Origin of the sequence: Lactobacillus sp. ESL0785 (assembly GCF_029395455.1) — a bacterium.
GTDB lineage: Bacteria > Bacillota > Bacilli > Lactobacillales > Lactobacillaceae > Lactobacillus.
Map to the genome: position 1 here is coordinate 473016 of NZ_CP113916.1, position 18007 is coordinate 491022.

At 38.2% G+C, this 18007-nt stretch carries 16 protein-coding genes and 1 tRNA gene; 16 read left to right on the top strand and 1 reads right to left on the bottom strand.

Annotated elements, in window-relative coordinates:
• Positions 1-10 precede the first annotated feature (10 nt).
• Entirely contained in the window at positions 11-460 is a 450-nt protein-coding gene (locus OZY43_RS02420; protein WP_277165608.1) for a GAF domain-containing protein, read from the bottom strand.
• 143 nt (positions 461-603) lie between these two features.
• On the opposite strand from OZY43_RS02420, the gene OZY43_RS02425 reads away from it, so the two are divergent.
• The 16 genes from OZY43_RS02425 (at position 604) to OZY43_RS02500 (ending at position 18000) form a co-directional block, all read left to right on the top strand.
• Entirely contained in the window at positions 604-2010 is a 1407-nt protein-coding gene (locus tag OZY43_RS02425; protein ID WP_277166324.1) for a DHA2 family efflux MFS transporter permease subunit, read from the top strand.
• Between the two features lie 200 nt (positions 2011-2210).
• On the top strand, positions 2211-2948 hold the full coding sequence (locus OZY43_RS02430) for an amino acid ABC transporter ATP-binding protein (RefSeq protein ID WP_277166326.1): 738 nt from the start codon (positions 2211-2213) through the stop codon (positions 2946-2948).
• Between the two features lie 12 nt (positions 2949-2960).
• Positions 2961-3776: a transporter substrate-binding domain-containing protein gene (locus OZY43_RS02435; RefSeq protein WP_277165610.1), complete on the top strand. Its 816-nt coding sequence runs from the start codon at positions 2961-2963 to the stop codon at positions 3774-3776.
• The gene (locus OZY43_RS02440) at positions 3773-4411 is read left to right on the top strand and encodes an amino acid ABC transporter permease (protein WP_277165612.1); all 639 of its coding nucleotides are present in this window, start codon (positions 3773-3775) and stop codon (positions 4409-4411) included. The genes OZY43_RS02435 and OZY43_RS02440 overlap by 4 nt, the downstream gene beginning before the upstream one ends.
• Positions 4412-4426: 15 nt before the next feature.
• Positions 4427-5080, top strand: a complete 654-nt coding sequence (locus OZY43_RS02445) for an amino acid ABC transporter permease (protein ID WP_277165614.1) — start codon at positions 4427-4429, stop codon at positions 5078-5080.
• Positions 5081-5180: 100 nt separating this feature from the next.
• Positions 5181-6335, top strand: coding sequence for a CDP-glycerol glycerophosphotransferase family protein (locus OZY43_RS02450; RefSeq protein ID WP_277165616.1), 1155 nt, complete (start codon positions 5181-5183; stop codon positions 6333-6335).
• A gap of 9 nt (positions 6336-6344) precedes the next feature.
• Positions 6345-7775 (top strand): oligosaccharide flippase family protein, encoded by a 1431-nt coding sequence (locus OZY43_RS02455; protein ID WP_277165618.1) that lies wholly within the window; start codon positions 6345-6347, stop codon positions 7773-7775.
• Positions 7776-7777: 2 nt separating this feature from the next.
• Positions 7778-8476, top strand: coding sequence for a glycosyltransferase (locus OZY43_RS02460; RefSeq protein WP_277165620.1), 699 nt, complete (start codon positions 7778-7780; stop codon positions 8474-8476).
• Position 8477: 1 nt separating this feature from the next.
• Positions 8478-8930 (top strand): SprT family protein, encoded by a 453-nt coding sequence (locus OZY43_RS02465; protein ID WP_277165622.1) that lies wholly within the window; start codon positions 8478-8480, stop codon positions 8928-8930.
• A gap of 125 nt (positions 8931-9055) precedes the next feature.
• Positions 9056-9739: a MarR family transcriptional regulator gene (locus tag OZY43_RS02470; RefSeq protein ID WP_277165624.1), complete on the top strand. Its 684-nt coding sequence runs from the start codon at positions 9056-9058 to the stop codon at positions 9737-9739.
• A gap of 31 nt (positions 9740-9770) precedes the next feature.
• Positions 9771-11522, top strand: a complete 1752-nt coding sequence (locus OZY43_RS02475; RefSeq protein ID WP_277165626.1) for an ABC transporter ATP-binding protein — start codon at positions 9771-9773, stop codon at positions 11520-11522.
• 68 nt (positions 11523-11590) lie between these two features.
• Positions 11591-11676 (top strand) — tRNA-Leu (locus tag OZY43_RS02480).
• Positions 11677-11834: 158 nt separating this feature from the next.
• Entirely contained in the window at positions 11835-12482 is a 648-nt protein-coding gene (locus OZY43_RS02485; protein ID WP_277165628.1) for a glycoside hydrolase family 73 protein, read from the top strand.
• Between the two features lie 78 nt (positions 12483-12560).
• Positions 12561-14804: a DNA helicase PcrA gene (pcrA, locus tag OZY43_RS02490; RefSeq protein WP_277165630.1), complete on the top strand. Its 2244-nt coding sequence runs from the start codon at positions 12561-12563 to the stop codon at positions 14802-14804.
• A 33-nt stretch (positions 14805-14837) separates the two neighbouring features.
• Positions 14838-16862 carry an NAD-dependent DNA ligase LigA gene (gene ligA / locus OZY43_RS02495; RefSeq protein ID WP_277165632.1) on the top strand — a complete coding sequence of 675 codons (2025 nt, stop codon included), beginning with the start codon at positions 14838-14840 and terminating at the stop codon, positions 16860-16862.
• Between the two features lies 1 nt (position 16863).
• Positions 16864-18000: a CamS family sex pheromone protein gene (locus OZY43_RS02500; protein ID WP_277165634.1), complete on the top strand. Its 1137-nt coding sequence runs from the start codon at positions 16864-16866 to the stop codon at positions 17998-18000.
• Positions 18001-18007: the final 7 nt, after the last annotated feature.

The following is an 18007-nucleotide window of genomic DNA, read 5'->3' on the forward strand; positions in this document are numbered from 1 at the left end:
ATAATATTTTTTAGCTTAAAATTAACTCTGCAATTTTACTTAAAAATTCTGCGTCAACTTCGTCAAAAGTTGCGAAATCATTGCTGTCTAAATCCAAGACAGCAATTAATTTGTCATTTTTAATTAGTGGCACGACAATCTCGGAATTAGTTGTGGCATCACAGGCAATATGACCTGCAAATTGATGAACGTTTGGGACAATTTGCGTTTGCCTGAGTTTAGCGGCTGTGCCACAAACGCCCTTACCAAGTTGAATATGCATGCAGGCGACGGGTCCTTGGAATGGTCCTAAAATTAATTCACCATCTTGATAGCGGTAAAAGCCGGCGTAACTAACGTTGGGTAGACCACTGAATAATAGTGCACTAATGTTACTCATGTTGGCAATCAGGTCGTGTTCGCATGCAAGTAAGCTACTGGCCTGCTTGAGCAACAATTGATAATTCTCTTGTTTATTCATTTATTTCTCCTTATTAAAGTTAGTGTAAACTAATTCGTTAAATTTGAAAACGATAACAAACTTACGAAACTAATTTCATTTTGTTATTCTAAATAAGTCGTCTAAAAATTAGGGACGAAATAGGAGGAATTTTGATGAAAAAAATGGACGCAATTGTCAAGGTGGAAAAGCCTTGGCTTGTAATGGCAGGGATGTTAATCGGCACCTTTGTGGGGATGCTGTCAGAAACATCACTGAACATCGCATTGCCCCAATTAATGAAAACTTTTGGCGTCAGTAGTTCACAAATTCAATTTTTAGTAACAGGCTACATGTTAATTATTGGGATTATCTTGCCATTTTCAAGTTTATTAACTAAATGGTTTAGTACACGAAAAATCGTTATTACCGGGTTATTGGCCTTTATTATTGGATCAGTTATTTCAGCTATGGCACCTAATTTTGTCATTTTATTGACTGGCCGAATGATTCAAGGAATTGGAACGGGCTTAATTTTACCGATTACCTTTACAGTTGCGATGTTGATTTTCCCACCATACAAGTTGGGGACAGCAATGGGTGTCTGCAGCTTGGTTATTATGCTGGCACCGGCAATCGGCCCAACTTTAACTGGAATTATCTTAGGTAAGTTATCGTGGAGCTATGTCTTCTGGTTGTTTGTACCATTCTTAGTTATTGCATTAATTTTAGCCATTTTTGGGTTAAAAAACGTTGGTCAAATTACTAAACCGCGCGTTGATTTCTTATCTGTAGTTGAGTCAGTGGTTGGTTTTTCAAGTTTGGTTATGTCAGTTAGCCTGGCAAGTGGCTTGGGCTGGAGTTCACCAGTTGTCTTAGGATTACTTGTTCTTGGCATAATTGTCTTATTCTTTTATGGCAAGCGTCAATTACACTTGACTGAGCCGGTTTTGAATCTGCATGTCTTTAATAAACGTGCCTTTACTTTGGGTGCATTAAGTGTGATGGTCGACTTTGCCATTATTTTGTCAGCGATGTACTTATTGCCACAATATTTGCAAAAAGGGTTATCATTACCAGTTGCGATTACTGGGTTAATCATGTTGCCAGGTGGAATTATTAATGCAGTAGTTTCAGCTTTTGCTGGGAGAATGTATGATTCACTTGGAGCAAAAATTCCAGCAATACTTGGCTTTATCTTGGCTATTGTTGGGATCGTGATGTTATTAATGTCTAACAGTCATTCCAGCTTGGCTTATGTTGTGGCAGCACACATCATTTTGATGGTGGGTTGTCCGTTAGCGATGTCGCCGGCACAAACTTACGCCTTAAATTCTTTGCAGGGGCAAGAATCGGCTGATGGCAGTACGATTTTGAATACCATGCAACAGATTGTTGGTGCCTTGGCAACGGCTTTAGCTACTAGCTTGCTTGGGTTAGGACAAGCAGCTTATCAAGGTGCTGACAACGCCGCTCGGTTTACTAACGGAGTGCACTATGGTTTGTTCTTTACCCTTGTATTAGCCATTGTCGGTGTCTTATTGGGAATTAATTTTGGTGCAAGAACGCCAAGTAAAGATCTTGATGCTTAAAAAATAATACTACTTAAATAACTTTTATCTTTTAATTTGAGGTAAAAGTTATTTTTTACTGATATAATTAAAAAAATATTAAGTATTTAATATTTTACTTAAAATAAGCCTTAATTTTTTTAAAAAATAAATTGGTATAGTAAAATAGCTATAGTTATAGATTAAATTTTATTGCAATGATAATGAAAGGGGCGACAATGATGTCAATGATAGAATTTCATGATGTGCAAAAGTTTTACGGCCATTTTCACGCACTGCATGACATTAATTTAAAGATCGATCGAGGCGAAACGGTGGTCCTAATTGGGCCATCTGGTTCAGGAAAGAGTACATTGGTACGAACTGTTAACGGCTTAGAATCAATTCAAAAGGGACAATTGATTGTGAATAATCATGATTTATCTGATCCTAAAACTGATCTGAATATTTTGCGGCGTGATGTTGGAATGGTCTTCCAGCATTTTAATTTATATAAGAACAAAGATGTTCTGGAAAATATTATGTTGGCTCCACGAATTGTTAGCCACATGCCGGAAAAAGAAAATAAGGAACAGGCAATGCACTTGCTTGAGATGGTTGGCCTTGAAAAATGGGCGCATAATATGCCGTCACAGATTTCCGGTGGTCAAAAGCAACGGGTGGCAATTGCTCGAACGCTAGCCATGCGGCCAAAATTGATCTTATATGATGAGCCAACTTCTGCACTTGATCCAGAAATGATTGACGATGTGCTGCAAGTTATTAAAAAAGTCACGGCTGATAGTGGCATGACTTCATTAATTGTGACGCATGAGATGGGCTTTGCCAAAGAAGTTGCTAACCGAGTGATTTTTATGGATCGGGGTAGAATTGTTGAAGATGATCAAAGTGAAAGTTTCTTCAAACAGCCTAAGACGGAAAGGGCACAACAATTTTTGAGTAAAATTATTGCTCACTAAGGAGGATCAATCATGAAAAAGAAATTTTGGTTGTTTTCTCTGGTAGCTAGTTTATTTTTGCTAACTGGTTGTGGTCGCAGTTTGAGTGACCAATCGGTTTTAGATAATGTAAAGCGGACTAATACAATCTCTTGGGGTGTCAAGGGCGATGTTAAATTATTTGGCTTAATTGATGTTAAAGATGGTCAGCAAAAAGGATTTGACGTTGATATGGCCAAGGCAATTACCAAACATATTTTAGGTCCAACGGGTAAAGCTGAATTTACAACAACAACTTCGCAATCACGGATTCCGCTATTGAAGAACGGAAATGTGGATGCGGTGATTGCAACGATGTCAATCACACCGGAACGGAAAAAGGTAATTTCTTTTTCTAAGTCTTATTTTGATGCGGGGCAGTCACTGTTGGTACCCAAAAATTCGTCAATCCATAGTGTTAAAGACCTTAATGGCAAGACAGTAATTGGTGTTGTGGGGGCTAATTCAGTTCCTAATATTAAAAAAGTGGCACCTAAGGCACGTGTAATTGAATTGCAGGATTATGCTCAGGCAATGAATGCATTAAAGTCTCACCAAGGTGATGCACTAACAACAGATAACGGAATTTTGTTTGGGTTAGCTGTTCAAAATCCGGGCTATGAAGTTCGTGGTGGAACATTTACAGTTGAGCCGTATGGTGTTGCAGTCAACAAAGGGCAGATTGGTTTTACTAAAGCTGTTGACAAAGCGGTTTTGGAAATGCAGCACGATGGCGAATATAACCGCTTAATTAAAAAATGGTTTGGTGATGTACCGGGATTTAAGTATAAGGAGTTGTATCGCAAATGATTAATATTTTCTCTCATTTTAGCAGTCAACTGCTGGTTGGCTTGGGTTGGACTGTGTTATCAAGCGTGATTGCCTTATTCTTCAGCCTGATTATCGGTACCTTATTTGCAATTATGGAAATTGTACCAAATAAAGTTTTGCGGACAATTGGTCGTGCTTATGTAGAAATTTTTCGAAATATTCCGCTGTTGGTAATTACGATGTTCTTTTACCTTGTTATTCCAATGTATGTTGTTAAAATCAACGGTTTTACAGCGGGAACAATTGGGTTAACGCTCTACACTTCAGCTTTTATCGCTGAAACGGTACGTTCAGGTATTCAATCGGTTTCTGGTGGTCAGATGGAAGGTGCTCGTTCAACGGGGATGACCTATTGGCAAGCAATGCGGTATATTATTTTGCCGCAAGCCTTTAAGATTGTAATTCCACCGCTGGGTAATCAATTTGTTAATTTGGTAAAAAATTCGTCGGTTTTAGCCTTTGTTGCTGGCTTTGATCTTATGTATCAGGCTAACTCAATTGCTTCAACTACTTTTGATACAATCAACAGTTACTTGGTTGTTGGTGTTTTATATTTAATAATTACTTTGCCGCTTAGTTATTATATGCAGCATTTAGAGAAAAAGTTGGCCTAGAGGAGGTGCAGGAAAATGCAAAATTGGATTAACGCCTTTTCGTGGCTCAACGTTCGCTTTTTGTTGATGGGGCTGTGGGTAACGATTTATATTTCAGTTATATCAGTTATTTTAAGTTTTATCTTAGGTTCAATTTTAGGAATTATTCGTTATTCAAAGATTAAGTTTATTTCTAAAATTGTTGGCTTTATTATTGATATTATCCGTAATGTGCCACTATTGTTGATTATTTTCTTTACGTATTTTGGTTTGCCGAATTTTGGTTTACGACCAGAAACAATTCCTGCGGCAATTATTGCAATGACTGTCTTTGAATCGACGATGATTGCCGAAATTGTGCGCTCAGGTATTCAATCAGTTGATCCGGGGCAAATGGAAGGTGCTCGCTCGACTGGAATGAGTTTTGTACAGGCTTTATGGCATGTTGTTTTGCCGCAAGCATATAAGAATATGATCCCCACAATTATCAGTCAATTTGTTTCTTTGATTAAGGATACATCATTAGCCACGATTATTGTGGTACCGGAAATGATGCAACATGCACAGGTTATTTATGGGCAAAATGCCAACTATATTTTGCCGATGTTTGCGGCCTTAGCAGTGTTATATTTTATTGTTTGCTTCACATTATCAGTGATTGGTAATCAGATTGGTAAACGATTGTCATAAGGATAAACTATAAATTTTTAAAAAATAATACGGAAAAGCTTGAGTTTGCTCGAGCTTTTTTTGTAGGCTTAAAATAGAGATTATTTAAGAAAGATTGATTATGAAAAGTTTTTTGTTTCGCCTTTATTTACAGGTAATGAAGCTGCTGGCTCATTTTACTAAAATAAATAATAAGGAAATTGTCGTTCTGAATGGTGCGGGACGGTCAGGATCAAATGGCTACTTGTTTGCTAAGTACGTGCGGGCAAAGCAGCCAGATTATGTGGTCACATTAGTTGAACCGTGGCCGTCAGCTCATTTGCCGTGGGCTACTTGGCGTAAAATTGGTGCGGCCAAGTACGTTGTAACTACCCATCAGCCTTTTAAAATACGTCAAAAGCAGGTTAACATCCAATTTTGGCATGGTATTCCGTTGAAGCGTATGGGCTTGTTAGCTAATAATACTAAGACAAGGGATAATCAGCGTAATCGCAAATTGTGGCAGCATAAAGCAGATGTAGTGTGTTCAAGCTCGGATTTGTATGAAACTTTGATGAGTGCCTGTGTTGGGATTGAAGCAAAGCAGTACCAAAAATTGGGTTTTCCGCGGCTGGATGCTTTACGTCAGTCAATAATTAGCAAAGAGCAGCTAGTGCAGGACTTATTTGATACAGATGATAGTCAAGCACAAGTTGGAATTTACATGCCGACTTTTCGTTATGAATTAGAAGATCAAGAAGTAATGTCGCGGATTAAAGCTGGCAATTTTTTTGCCTTAGCTGATTTTGCCGGTGCTAGATTGAATGAAGCTTTAAAAAAGCAGCATCAATATTTAATTGTTAAACTCCATCCTTACGAAATGCAATTATTTAATAAGTTAACTAGTGATTTTTCTAATATTGCGTTTCTTAATAATGATTATTTAGCTAAAAATGATTATGATTTGTATGAATTACTTGGTGCAACAGATTTTTTGGTAACGGATTTTTCGTCAATTTATTTTGATTACTTAAATTTGGCGAAGCCCATGATTTTTGTTACTAATTATTTAGAAAAATACGAGCAGACACGGGGACTATTATTAAGTCCTTATGAAGAAATTGTACCGGGGCCGTGTGTTAAGACGCAGACAGAATTATTGGCGGCATTAACGCAAGTAGCTTGCGGTCAAGATGATTACAAGCAAAAGCGGCAGTATTGGCTTAATTTAATTAATGAAGTTCAGACTGGTGATAATTGCGCGCGGGTATTTAATTTTATGACGCAGAATTATTAGAGGGAAATTGTGAAGAAAACATTTTTAAATATTTTATATAATGCAGTTTACCAAATTTTCCTTGTTTTAGTGCCGATAATTACGGTACCTTATTTGTCACGGATTTTGGGTCCTAAGACTTACGGAATTTATAGTAACGTCAATAATATCATGCAGTTTTTGATGATCTTTTGTACGTTATCAATTTCTTATATCGGAATGCGGACGATTTCACAGACGCGAACTTTTGGAACTAAGCAAGAACTAACGGAAGCCTTTTGGGGGTTATGGTACTTTCAAGCATTAGCTGGAGTAGTTACAATTGTGCTGGTTATCAGTGTTGCAAGTGTTTTTCATATTAAATATTGGAATTACCTGCTCCTAATGGTGCCGTATTTGATTTCAGCGCAAGTAGACATTTCGTGGTTTTTTCAAGGATTAGCTGATTTTGGTCGGGTAGTTGTGAAAAACACGGCAGTGAAGCTGGTTTCGGTTGTGTTAATCCTTTTATGGGTAAAAAATCCTGGTGACTTGTGGAAATATATGTTAATTATGTCAGTATCGACAATGCTGGGTTCGTTTGTCTTTTGGTTTGACATTCACCGTTATGTTGGCGGGCCGGTTAAGCATTTTTACCGGTACCAAACGACGATTAAGGCAATTATTACACTGCTAATTCCACAAATTGCCACGCAGATTTATACTTCATTAGATAAACCAATTCTGGGTATTTTTCAAAATTCGACGCAAGTAGCTTTTTATGATAATTCACAGCGAATTTCGAACATGGTTTTAGGTGTGATTACTAGTATTTCACTTGTAATTATGCCCAAAATGGCAAGTGAGGGTAAAGATGAACAACGGATTGTCTTAAAAAAATCGTTGGAAGCAACAGTTTGGCTGGGGACGATGTTTGCGGTAATTATTATGGCTAATACACGGGAATTTGTGCCGTTTTTCTTTGGAGTCAAATTTACGCCCATGGTGCCATTAATGTTTTTCTTTACTTTGACAATCATTATGATTCCCACCGGTGGGGTATTTGCCAATCAATTTGCCTTAGCCAATCATCGCGATCAAGATTATGCTTTACCAGTGATTGTGGGAGCAGTTTTGGAAGTGGTTTTGAGCTTTTTCTTAGATCGATTTTATGGTGCAACTGGAGCTATGATCGCAATTCTAATTACAGAATTTGTCGTTTTATTATTACGGTTATGGATTGTCCGTGATGGTTATGATTTTAGGTATTCTTTTAAAGAAATACCTAAATATTTTGTGATTGCGGCAGTGGTCTTAGCAGTGGGGCTGTTAATGCCACAAGTTGTAGCATCAGATTTTTTAAATATGATAATTAAGTCGATTATAATGTTTGCTTTGTATCTTGTCTTGATGTGGCTGATGCGGCTAGATTTTAATCAAGATATTATGCAGCTACTTAAGAAATTTTTTAAGCGAGGTTAAAAATGATTCCGAAAATTATTCATTATGTTTGGGTTGGTGGCAATCCCAAGCCTAAAAATATTCAGCGTTGTATGAAGACATGGCAAAAGCACTTACAGGGTTATCAAATTATTGAATGGAATGAAGATAATTTTGATATCCACGAAAATAAGTATGTTGAACAGGCTTATCAAGCACGAAAATGGGCTTTTGTTTCTGATTATATTCGAGCTAAAGCGGTTTATGAAATGGGTGGTATATATTTAGATACTGATGTTTTAGTTTTAGATAGCTTAACGGAATTACTTAATAATCGTGCTTTTGTGGGCTTTGAAAATCAAGCTAACCCGTTTACTGCAGTTTTTGGTGCTGAAGCGGGTCACCCGTTATTAAAAGATATGTTGGATTATTATAATAACCGCAATTTTACTTTTGATAGTCAAGATCAATTAGCTGGTGTCAATACGGTGTCTGTTTCTGATATTTTAAAAGAAAAATATGGGGCGCTTGCTAATAATCAGGAACAAATTTTAAAAAGTGATATTCATGTCTACCCTGATGGCGTGCTCTGTAATCCATCGCCTGCTAGTAAGACAATCCACGTTTTTACTGGAACTTGGATGGAGGGATCTAAGCCTTGCAAGCGTAAGTTAGTGACTGCACTTAAAGTTCGAATTAAGACCAAACGGCAGGCTGCCTTGTATGCGCGCCTGATTAGGTAAAATGACGGAGCAAGAGTTACAACAGTTAGTTGAAAAGCTGTCGTTGCAATATTTTGGTCGGCGTTTTCGCCATCGAGTTAAGATTAATCGGCGAATGACAACGACCGGCGGTCGGTATCATTTAACTGATCATCATCTTGAAATTAATGCGCATTTTTTAGCACCGCAATATCATGAAGAACTACTTGGCATTATTAAACATGAGCTAGTGCATTACCATTTACACTTGGCTGGTCGCGGTTTTCGTCATCGTGATGCTGACTTTAAATTATTGCTTAGGCATGTTGGTGGTCTGCGTTATGCCCCTGATATTGGCTTACGTCACCAGCAAAAGGCTAAATATGTCTATGTCTGCCGTAAGTGCGGGCAAAAATATTTCCGAGTTCGTAAAATAAACGTTCACCGATATAGTTGCGGCAAATGTGGTGCGCAATTAAGTTTAATTAAAAAATAAAAGTAGCTTTAAGAGGCACTGTACAATCTTAAAGCTATTTTTATTTGACAAAATATTAGGTACCTAACTATAATTTGAATTAGTAGTATTATGTACGTGACACAATTAAATAAAGGAGAGCTATTATGACACAAACTGGGCAAAAATTAATGAATCAATTGCAATTTATTATGCGTGCAAGTCGTTACTTTTTGCATCAAAATCAACGGCCACTTTCGGGGCAAAAACGAGTTTTGGCAGTGTTAAAACTTGAAGATGGCTTAACGCAAAACTATTTAGCTGAAGTTTTGGCATTAAAGCCGGGTTCATTAGCTGAATTACTGAAAAAGCTGGAAATAAAAGGTGAGATACGCCGTGAAACTGATGCAGATGATAAGCGAGTTAAGCGGGTTTATTTAACGGCTGCAGGCAAAGAGACACTTGCCGAATTAGAGGAATTGGCTAGCCCAAATTCTGAAAATGATTTTTTTGCAGGTCTTACTGCTACTGAGCAAGACCAATTTAGTCAATATTTAGAAAAAATTGCAACTGGCTGGGATACGGATTTTCGCCAGCAAACAGAGCGCTTTTTAGATCCGACTGCGCGAATGGAAGCAATGATGAATTGGCGTAGGTTAAGACAGAATGATGACTCTCCAGCTGAAATGCGCACTTGTCGCCGAAAAATAAGAAACTGGCACCATCGTAGCTGCCATTATGATTGTGATAATAATGTTGCACGATGCAACCCAGAAGATTATGAAAAAATGTGCGAATATAACCGAGACTTTTGGCATAATTTTTGGCATAATGAAGATGATGAAATATAGTTAAAAATACAAATAAGAAAGTGGTAATTAAATGGTGTCTAAGTCAAAAGTAGACAAGGAAAAACGGGTTAAGCTAAAAGATTTTTTTCACTTGCTGAGATCTCTGCAACTAAAAAAATCGTTATTTTTGCTAGGACTTGCTTTTAGCTTGATTACTAGTAGTGCTAATTTAATATTGCCACTGTTGACTAAGCAGCTGATTGACACGAGCAGCTTGACAAAATTTAATTTTACCGTGCTAGTTATTTTAGTTGGACTATTTATTTTGCAGCTTATTTTGGGAACAATTGGCAGTTATGTCTTGCGTTATTTTGGTGAGAGTGCAGTTAAAAATTTACGAGAAAAATTGTGGACGCAACTTTTGCGCCTGCCGGTAGCGTATTTTGATGTTAATAAGGCTGGCGAAAGTAGTTCGCGGTTAGTTAATGATACTGGCGTGATTAAGGATTTAATTGCTTCCCAATTTCCTAACTTTATTACGGGTGCAATTCAATTGGTATTTTCAGTTGTTATCCTATTTATAATGGATTGGCAAATGGCTACATTAATGTTTATTAGTGTGCCATTTATTGTGGCTGTCTTTGTGCCAGTAGGGCGAATCATGGCGCGATTAGGGCGAAAACTGCAAACAGCTACGGCTAACTTTAATGGTGATGTTAGTGAAAAATTGGCCGATATGCGCTTAATTAAGGCCAGTAATGGAGAACAAATTGAGCAAGAACGCGGCGAAAATTTTATTGCTCAGATTTTTGCGATTGGAATTAAGGATGCGCGGGTTGAAGCAGTTTTGCAGCCAATTATGACAACGATTATGATGGCCGTTTTTGCCGGAATTTTGGCATATGGTATTGTGCGGATGAGCCAAGGCACCTTGACTTCTGGGACATTAGTAGCCTTTATTTTGTACTTATTTAACGTGATTGCTCCAGTTGGCAATTTTGCAGTTTTCTTTTCACAATTACAAAAAGCAATGGGTTCAACCGAACGGATTCAAGAAATTCTGCAGCTAAAGCCAGAACAAGCAATGGGACATAAACGAATTAATGTAGAAGGTAAAAACTTAACTGCTAGCAATCTAGTCTTCAGCTATGAGCCAGATGAACCGGTTCTGCATGAAATTTCTTTTACTGCCAAGCCTAATACGGTAATTGCCTTTGCGGGACCTAGTGGTGGTGGCAAATCAACAATTTTTGCTTTATTGGAGCGCTTTTATCAACCAGAAAGTGGCCAAATTACAATTGGTGGGCAAGATATTGCAGCAATTGACTTACACAATTGGCGGTCACAAATTGGTTATGTTTCTCAAAACAGTGCGATTTTTTCTGGAACTATTCGGGAGAACTTACAGTACGGTTTAACACATGAATTAACGGAAGCTCAATTATGGCATGGGTTGCAGTTAGCTTATGCCGAGCAATTCGTACGTGCGTTTCCACATCAATTAGAAACGGAAATCGGTGAACGTGGGATCAAACTTTCAGGTGGGCAAAAGCAACGCTTGGCAATTGCACGTGCCTTTTTGCGTGATCCCAAAATCTTGATGCTGGATGAAGCAACAGCTAGTCTTGATTCTGAGTCAGAGGGTAAGGTACAACAGGCTCTTGATCAGTTAATGGTAGGACGGACGACTTTGGTAATTGCACACCGGTTGTCAACAATTGTCGATGCCGATCAAATTTACTTTATTGAAAATGGTCGTGTTACTGGACAAGGCACGCACCATGAACTGTTAGCAACACATGAATTATACGCGCGTTACGTTCAAGAGCAGATGGTTGACTAACTTTTAGAAAAAAGATGAAGAAAAGTCTTGTGCTGAAAACAATTTTGCGTTATAGTATTGATTGTGTTGCGGGCATGGCGGAATGGCAGACGCGCAAGACTAAGGATCTTGTGATCGTTTTTAGATCGTGGAAGTTCGAGTCTTCTTGCCCGCACTAACTATGATGGAGCTTAGGCTCCATTTTTTGTTGGGCAAAAGGATATTCTTGATGAAGAAGATCCTTTTTTTGTTTTAAAAATTAATTACATTGCATAGTTTATTTCTCTAGACAGGTTATACTTAAAGTAAACATTTTTAAGTAAGGAAATTTTCATGGCAAAAAGACGTAAACATAAGACACAATCAAGTTGGCAAATTATTTTGCGCGCGTTTATTATCTTGTTTTTATTAATAATTGCATTTGTGGCTTTACGATATTATCGTAGACAGGCAATTCAATCGGAGCAAATTCGACAGGAACAGTTAGAGCGCGAGCAAGCAAGAGAAAAAATTATCAAGCAGCATAAGACATTTATTAAAAAAATTGGTCCAATTGCTAAAGAAGTGGATAAATCATATGATTTACTGCCAAGTATTACGATTGCTCAGGCTTGTCTTGAGAGTGATTATGGTCAGAGTAGTTTGTCACAAAAGTATAATAATCTGTTTGGCGTTAAGGGTACTAATCCCAATACCTCGGCAGTGTTGACAACTAAAGAATACGTTAAGAATAAATGGCTTGTTGTTAAGGCGCGCTTTCAAATCTATGATTCTTATGAAGCATCAATTCGTGCCCATGCAGAACTTTTTCAGAAGGGTACTAGTTGGAATAACAAGCAATACCGGCATGTTTTGGCTGCTAAAGATTACCAAAAGCAGGCACACGCACTTGTGCAAGATGGTTATGCGACTGATCCCGATTACGCCGACAAGTTGATTAATTTAATCAAGCAGTATAATCTTGACCGGTTTGATAATTAAAAGGCTACTAGCCGGATTTTGTCTTGGTTTTTGGTACAATAAAATAGTTATGAAAAAAATTTTGTGAAGGGAATTAGAATGAGCGAAGAATCAATTTTAGCAGGATTAAATCCGCAGCAAAAAAAGGCCGTCCAAATTACTGAAGGACCTTTGCTAGTTGTTGCTGGTGCTGGATCAGGCAAGACCTCAGTCTTAACGCGCCGAATTGCTTACCTAGTTGAAGAAAAGCAGGTATTGCCGTGGAATATTCTGGCAATTACTTTTACCAATAAAGCAGCTAGTGAAATGCGCGAACGGGAACAAAAACTGTTGGGACCAAGTGCTAATGATATTTGGATGTCAACATTTCATGCTTTATGTGTGCGAATTTTACGCCGTGATGCCGATAAGATTGCTTATAGTCATAATTTTTCAATTGCAGATTCGGCAGAGCAGTTAACTTTAGTTAAGCATATTGCTAAGGAATTAAATATTAATCCCAAGATGTACGAACCACGGAGAATTTTATCAGCGATTTCAAATGCTAAAAATGATTTATTGACGCCAGATGCCTTCGCTGCTAGTGCGAGTTCTCCTTTTGACAAAGTAACAGCTCAAGTTTATACGGAATATCAAAGACGCCTCAAGCATGACCAAATTATGGATTTTGATGATTTAATCATGCAGACTTTGGTATTGTTCAAAAAAGACCCGACGGTTCTTCATTATTATCAAAATAAATTTCGTTACTTGCTTGTGGATGAGTATCAGGATACCAATCAGGCACAGTACGAATTATGTCATGAATTAGCAGCGCAGTACCAAAACATTTGTGTTGTTGGGGATGCTGACCAGTCAATTTATGGTTGGCGCGGAGCTAATATGGAAAATATCATGAATTTTGAGCAGGATTATAAAAACGCTGGTGTGCAGACAGTTAAATTGGAACAGAATTATCGCTCAACTGGTCATATTTTAGCTGCTGCTAACGCAGTTATTAAGAATAATCATAATCGAAAAGCTAAAAATTTGTGGACTGATCAAGGCGAAGGTGCCAAGGTTACCTATTATAAAGCACAAAGTGGTGATGATGAGGCTCATTTTATCATTAGCAAAATTCAGGAAGAATTTAAGGAAAAAAAGCGTTCTTACAAAGATTTTGCGGTTTTGTACCGCACTAATGCGCAATCGCGAACGGTTGAAGAGGCTTTTGTGAAGGCAAATGTTCCTTATCAGATAGTTGGCGGTCACAAGTTCTATGATCGCAAAGAAATTATGGACATTATGGCTTATCTTAAACTGGTAGCTAATCCCAGTGATGCTCTGAGCTTTAATCGGATCGTCAATGTTCCTAAACGCGGAATTGGTGCAGTGACAGTAGATAAATTCATGACTTTTGCTCAAGCAAACAATTTATCATTATTGGCAGCATTTGCTAATTTAGCAAACGCAGGTATTTCAACGCGTGCGGCTGCTAAATTGGCTGATTTTGGTGTTAAATTACGCGATGCAATTAAATTTGCTCAAGATCATAGTGTCACTGGATTGACAGAAAAGATTTTACAGGATTTTGGCTATACAGCGGCATTAAAAGCTGAACATACAATTGAGGCTGCAACTAGGCTGGAAAACTTGGATGAATTTTTATCAGTTACTAAACGTTTTGATGAACAATACGAAGCGGAAAATGATGATAGCAATCCGTTGAGTGATTTTTTGGCAGAAGTTTCATTATTGAGTGATCAAGATGATCTAGCTAATAATGATGAGCAAGTGGCATTGATGACTTTGCATGCTGCTAAAGGTTTGGAATTTCCAGTTGTTTTCTTAATTGGTATGGAAGATGGGTTATTTCCACTTTCTCGTGCTTTATTAGAAGATGATCAATTAGAGGAGGAACGCCGGCTAGCCTACGTTGGCATTACCCGAGCTAGACAGGAACTGTTTTTGACTAATGCATATTCGCGAATGATGTTTGGTCGAATGCAGAATAATCCCCCTTCAAGATTTTTAGAAGAAATTGACGCTAAGGACTTAGAAGTTGAAAATCCCAATGCTGGTAATATTATTGCCAGTGACTTTCAAGCTCAAACAGCTCCCTTTGCTAAGGTTGATGAACGGGCGCGAGCTCAAGTTTACACTCCAAGAGTTAAGCCAGCAGGAGCAGTTGGTGCTGAAAAGAAGGGTTGGAATATCGGTGACCAAGTAGAACATAAGTCTTGGGGTCGTGGTGTTGTTACTAAGGTTAACGGGACAGGTGAGGACATGGAACTTGATATTGCCTTCACAGGCAAGGGAATTAAGCGGCTTTTAGCAGCCTTCGCCCCAATTAAAAAGGTATAATTAACTTAATAGTATTTAGTCAGGAGGAAGAAAATGACAGATTTAACTCTTGATGAAGCCCAAAAAGAGGTTATCAAACTTAGAATAGAATTAGATGAGTGGGCAGAGGCTTACTATACTAAGGATGCACCGCAGGTTGAAGATAATGTTTATGATCAAAAATATCGGCGGTTAGTTGAACTCGAACATCGGTTTCCTCAGTTAGTAACACCGGACTCAATTACGCAAAGAGTTGGCGGTCGAATTAACTCTGAGTTCACCAAAGTTGATCATGAAATTCCAATGTTGTCAATGGGAGATGTTTTTTCTAAACAGGAATTACAGGAATTTGATGACCGTGTGCAAAAGCTAGTTGGTCATCCAGTGGCTTATAATGTTGAATTAAAAATTGACGGTTTGTCAATTGATCTTGAATATATAGAAGGTAAGCTGGTGCGAGCTTCAACGCGGGGTAACGGTCAAGTGGGTGAAGATGTAACAGCTAATGCACGCTATATTGCAGATATACCCCAAACGTTACCGAAAAAAATCACGACCGAAGTGCGTGGCGAATGTTATATGGATAAGGATGCCTTCGCAAAGTTGAACCAAGCACGTGATGAAAAAGGTGAAGCTGCTTTTGCTAATCCGCGTAATGCGGCTGCTGGTTCACTGCGACAATTGCATGCGCGGATAACTAAAGAGCGGCATTTAAGTACTTTTATTTATACGTGGGTTAATCCACCTGAAGCAATTACCAGTCAGCATCAGGCAATTAGCGAAATGGCGCGGCTGGGTTTCCATACTAATAAAACGGGGCAAAAATTGGCAAAAATGGCCGAAATTTTTGCTTTTATTGACGAATATACTGCTAAAAGAGATACGTTGTCTTATGGGATTGACGGAATTGTCTTGAAGGTTGATGACCTTAGTCTGCAAAAGACGATGGGCAATACTGTTAAGGTACCGCGGTGGGAAATTGCCTATAAGTTTCCACCAGAAGAACAGGAAACAGTGGTTCATGAAATAAAATGGACAGTTGGGCGTACAGGGGTAGTAACTCCCACAGCAATTATGGATCCAGTACAGCTTGCGGGAACAACGGTTTCCCATGCAGTTTTGCATAATGCCGACTTACTAAAAGAAAAGGATGTCCGCATTGGTGATACAGTCTTGCTGCATAAAGCTGGCGATATTATTCCGGAAATTTCACAAGTTGTTTTAGCTAAAAGACCTAAAGATGCGCTGCCATATCCAATTCCAACTAAATGTCCGTCTTGCGGCGAAAAGTTAATTAGGCTTGAAGGTGAAGTCGCATTGCGTTGCGTTAATCCATCTTGTCCTGCTCAAATTGAGGAGGGGATTACCCACTTTGCTTCACGTCCGGCAATGAATATTGATGGTTTAGGGCCGAAAATTGTGCGGCAATTAATTAGTAATGAACTTGTGCATAATGTTGCCGACCTTTATAAGTTAGATGAAACGGATTTGGCTAAGTTAGATCATTTTAAGGAAAAATCAATTAATAATCTGTTGACCGCAATTACTAATTCTAAGAAAAACTCGGTGGAGCTGCTTTTAACAGGTTTGGGAATTGATCATGTTGGTGCAAAAGCTGCGCGGTTAATTGCCCAAAAATTTAAAAATATGACAAAGATTATGGCAGCTAGCGTGCAAGATGTGGCAGCAATCGCTACAATAGGCATGACGATTGCTGAATCGCTCACAACTTATTTTGCTCAGCCCGAAGTTACGCAATTAATTAATGAATTGGTACAGAGTGGCGTTAATATGGCTTATCTTGGTGTAACTGCTGAAGAGTCTGCTGCAATTCCAGATAATTATTTTAAGGATAAAAAGGTTGTTCTGACAGGTTCATTGGCGCATTATACGCGTAGTGAATTTACCAAGCAGCTGCAGTCACTTGGGGCAAAGGTTACTGGTTCTGTTTCAAGTAAGACTGACTATGTTATTTATGGTAAGGATGCGGGCTCTAAATTTACCAAAGCTCAAAAACTGGGAGTACCAGTTTTAACTGAGGAAGCAGCAATTGCTCAAATAAAGCAAAGGAATAACTAAATTGAAAAAATTTTTGCACATTTTGGTACTTTTGGCAGCAGCTTTAACATTAACAGCTTGTGGTAATTTAAAAAATTCGGATTTAGCTAATAATGCAAAAACGTCAAATACTAAGACGAAAACATATCAGACAACTGATACGGGAAATAATGGCTATACTGTTTTGTTAAAGAATGGTCACTATGTTACTAGTCCTATTGCCGGCTTAACTGCAACTGGTAATGATAATTCAGTTGATACCCGTGAAATTGAACGGGGTCTTGTTCAAATTTCTAAGGGCGTATATTCAACTAATTCTTATGTTTTTCAAGAAGGACAGTATATTAGTGCCGCTACTGCTAATGATTGGTTGGCTCGGAAGTCTAAGTCGAATCCCTCAGGGCTTAATCCTGAGCAGGGAGAAAAGAAGCATTATAAGCCGTTTTATTTAGAAGAAATATTAGAGCAGGATTATTTGACAGGCTCGGGCTCAAATTACCATATTGGTGGAATTAGTATTGGCTTAGCCATGAATTCGATTGATTATTATCAAAAAACAACGGGTGGTCCCGAATATCAAGAACAAATTTCTCGTACTGCTCAAACCACTGCTGGGCAAACTGCAGCTGAACAAATAGTGATGCGCTTGCGTCAACGTAAGGCATTGAAGAAAATTCCGATTACTATTGGATTATTTTCTAAAACTAGTAAAGATTCATTAGTTGGCGGAACATACTTTTTGAGCGGGACAGCGGCTGCTAATAGTAGTAAAATAACTAAATGGAAATCTATTTCCGCACAGGCGGAAGTACTGCCGACTGTTGGCAATAAAAAGGCAATTAATAGTAGTGATGCTTCAAGTTTTAATAGCTTTAAGGAATCAATTCAAAATTATTTCCCGAATATCAGTGGTGTAACAGCAATATTACGCTATGAAAATGGTAAATTAAGCCAAGAAAATATTTCAATTACGACTCAGTTCTATGGGTATGAGCAGGTGCAGAGTTTTACCCGGCTCGTTTTATCAACAGCGAAAAAGTATTTAGCAAATGATGTACCGATTGAGATAAAGATTGGTTCAGTTAATGATATTCAGGCATTAGTTGCTAAAGAAACAGGAGATAGTAGTTATCAAGTCCATATTTATGGCGGTGAATAAGGAGGGT

Bases quoted from the DNA above. Each gene is read 5' to 3' on its own strand.
- OZY43_RS02420 (WP_277165608.1), bottom strand. From the start codon at position 460: ATGAATAAACAAGAGAATTATCAATTGTTGCTCAAGCAGGCCAGTAGC.
- OZY43_RS02425 (WP_277166324.1), top strand. From the start codon at position 604: ATGGACGCAATTGTCAAGGTGGAAAAGCCTTGGCTTGTAATGGCAGGG.
- OZY43_RS02430 (WP_277166326.1), top strand. From the start codon at position 2,211: ATGTCAATGATAGAATTTCATGATGTGCAAAAGTTTTACGGCCATTTT.
- OZY43_RS02435 (WP_277165610.1), top strand. From the start codon at position 2,961: ATGAAAAAGAAATTTTGGTTGTTTTCTCTGGTAGCTAGTTTATTTTTG.
- OZY43_RS02440 (WP_277165612.1), top strand. From the start codon at position 3,773: ATGATTAATATTTTCTCTCATTTTAGCAGTCAACTGCTGGTTGGCTTG.
- OZY43_RS02445 (WP_277165614.1), top strand. From the start codon at position 4,427: ATGCAAAATTGGATTAACGCCTTTTCGTGGCTCAACGTTCGCTTTTTG.
- OZY43_RS02450 (WP_277165616.1), top strand. From the start codon at position 5,181: ATGAAAAGTTTTTTGTTTCGCCTTTATTTACAGGTAATGAAGCTGCTG.
- OZY43_RS02460 (WP_277165620.1), top strand. From the start codon at position 7,778: ATGATTCCGAAAATTATTCATTATGTTTGGGTTGGTGGCAATCCCAAG.
- OZY43_RS02465 (WP_277165622.1), top strand. From the start codon at position 8,478: ATGACGGAGCAAGAGTTACAACAGTTAGTTGAAAAGCTGTCGTTGCAA.
- OZY43_RS02470 (WP_277165624.1), top strand. From the start codon at position 9,056: ATGACACAAACTGGGCAAAAATTAATGAATCAATTGCAATTTATTATG.
- OZY43_RS02475 (WP_277165626.1), top strand. From the start codon at position 9,771: ATGGTGTCTAAGTCAAAAGTAGACAAGGAAAAACGGGTTAAGCTAAAA.
- OZY43_RS02485 (WP_277165628.1), top strand. From the start codon at position 11,835: ATGGCAAAAAGACGTAAACATAAGACACAATCAAGTTGGCAAATTATT.
- pcrA (WP_277165630.1), top strand. From the start codon at position 12,561: ATGAGCGAAGAATCAATTTTAGCAGGATTAAATCCGCAGCAAAAAAAG.
- ligA (WP_277165632.1), top strand. From the start codon at position 14,838: ATGACAGATTTAACTCTTGATGAAGCCCAAAAAGAGGTTATCAAACTT.